This is a genomic window from Kamptonema sp. PCC 6506, from assembly GCF_000180455.1.
GTDB classification, from domain to species: Bacteria; Cyanobacteriota; Cyanobacteriia; order Cyanobacteriales; family Microcoleaceae; genus Kamptonema; species Kamptonema formosum.
Map to the genome: position 1 here is coordinate 1 of NZ_CACA01000262.1, position 1,832 is coordinate 1,832.

The 1,832-nt window shown below is 47.0% G+C and carries 3 protein-coding genes; all 3 read left to right on the forward strand.

Going from position 1 to position 1,832, the window contains the following annotated elements; genetic code table 11:
* Positions 1-127: 127 nt before the first annotated feature.
* A complete protein-coding gene (locus OSCI_RS13330; protein WP_039962290.1) occupies positions 128-454 on the forward strand; it encodes a hypothetical protein in 327 nt (108 codons plus the stop codon).
* A gap of 325 nt (positions 455-779) precedes the next feature.
* Positions 780-1,409 carry a ParA family protein gene (locus OSCI_RS13335; RefSeq protein WP_007355499.1) on the forward strand — a complete coding sequence of 210 codons (630 nt, stop codon included), beginning with the start codon at positions 780-782 and terminating at the stop codon, positions 1,407-1,409.
* Positions 1,409-1,651, forward strand: a complete 243-nt coding sequence (locus OSCI_RS13340; protein ID WP_007355500.1) for a ribbon-helix-helix domain-containing protein — start codon at positions 1,409-1,411, stop codon at positions 1,649-1,651. Before OSCI_RS13335 ends, OSCI_RS13340 begins: the two co-directional genes overlap by 1 nt.
* Positions 1,652-1,832: the final 181 nt, after the last annotated feature.

Here is a 1,832-nt window from a genome sequence, read left to right on the forward strand (position 1 = left end):
GAGTCGCCGATTTTTAATCAAGATGTAAAGGGTTTTTCTCTCCCTAGAAACAGTTTGAAAAAACAGCGATCGCCATTCGGCATTGGTTCCGATCACCAAAAGTTGCCAAGACCCTTAATGGGTCTTGTTGGTAGAAGATAAACGCAGCCTCAGTCAAAATGGGTTTCACAAACTCCCAGCCGCTGATGAAGTGAAACTCTTGCTGTCATATTTGGGGATAGACTTAAAAATCCCAGATCGCTTAACTAACTTGATTCAGCTAGCGAATAGGCAAAACTGGGTTGATGGCCCACAGGCGATAACTGAAATACGGAACGCAATCGTTCATCCTAACCCGAAAAGCCGTCATAAAGGATGCGGAGCTTCAAAAGAAACCAGAGCAGAGGCATGGAGTCTAGGTCTGAAATACCTGGAGCTTGCCCTGCTCAAGCTATTTGATTATCCGTATGTTTAGCTCTCTCACGCTTGATGCCAACTGGCTTGAGATAAGGAGCGATATGGAGAATCACCTCTGAAAGGAGAAAGAGGTTGGTTACAGGCGATTCTGAGAGGAGTTTTTTAGGGGCGATCGCACCTCAATTATTCAAGAACCTGCTTGTGTCACTCTCACAAAGCCCTCAGACCTAGTTGCAGTCATTGCTACCTTGATATCACAATAGCTTACTATCTTTTAAGGAATATCACCATAAGCCTAGTTATCACAAGTTAAACCGACGCATAATAGTTGGTCACGCCACAGCTTTCACGCTATAATGATATCAAACTAGCAAAGATTACTGATGTTCGTAGTTAGCCTTTTGTCGAGAAAAGGAGGGTCGGGAAAGACAACCCTTGCCGTCCACTGGGCAGTCGTTGCCGTAAAGTGCGGTTTGAGTGTCGTATTGGCAGACATGGATTCCCAGAAGTCCTCAGCATCTTGGTTTAACAAGCGAGAAGCTGAAACCCCCTTACTGATACAGCCCCAACCGTCCAACATATCTGACCAGATTCAGGCTTGCCGAGACGGTGGAATTGACTTGGTGCTTATAGACACTCCCCCTGACATTGACACAAATGCCGTGTACGCAGCGCGAGTCTCAGACTTGGTGGTGATTCCGGTACGGCCTTCTGTACTGGACTTAGAAGCGATCGCAGGCACAGTCGAATTGGTACGAGGCATAGGCAAGTCTGCTGTGTTCGTCCTCAATCAAACACCACCTCGGTCAGGTGTTACTGAGGAAGCTAAAACCGCCCTAGCTGCCTACAGTTTACCCATTTGTCCAGTGGCAATAGCCTCTCGCATTGCCTACTCACGGGCTTTGATTGACGGTAGGGTAGCGAATGAGATTGAGCCAAGGGGAAAAGCCGCGATTGAGATTAAACAAAGTTGGAACTGGATTGCGAAACTGTTGAAAGCAGGGAGTAAGTAATGCCCAAGAAGAAACCAAGTTTGTCCGATTTGACACTCTCCAAGGGAACAACCGTAGTACAAGCAGCATCCTCCGCCACAGAAGCTGAACCCAAACGCAGGGGGCAGACATTACGGTTAGATGAAGGGGCGTGGAAGCAACTCAAGCACCTGGCAACTGACTTGGGGAAGCCTTCTCACGAATTACTCATAGAAGCCGTCAACGATTTGTTTAAAAAATATGGCAAACCGCCGATCGCTTAAACTTAACCGTAACCATCATTTTGCCCGACTTCTCCTCAATCAACCATAACAAGAGTCGCTTGAGGCGATCGCACTCTTCGATATTAAGACAGCCCCAAACACCCCCCATTCGCTGTGTTTGGGAACCAGAAGAGTCTTGCTGCTTTGCTATCAAAGTAGCTTGCTATAATTTTAAGCAAGG

Coding starts and splice junctions, on each gene's coding strand:
- OSCI_RS13335 (WP_007355499.1), top strand. CDS start 780: ATGTTCGTAGTTAGCCTTTTGTCGAGAAAAGGAGGGTCGGGAAAGACA.
- OSCI_RS13340 (WP_007355500.1), top strand. CDS start 1,409: ATGCCCAAGAAGAAACCAAGTTTGTCCGATTTGACACTCTCCAAGGGA.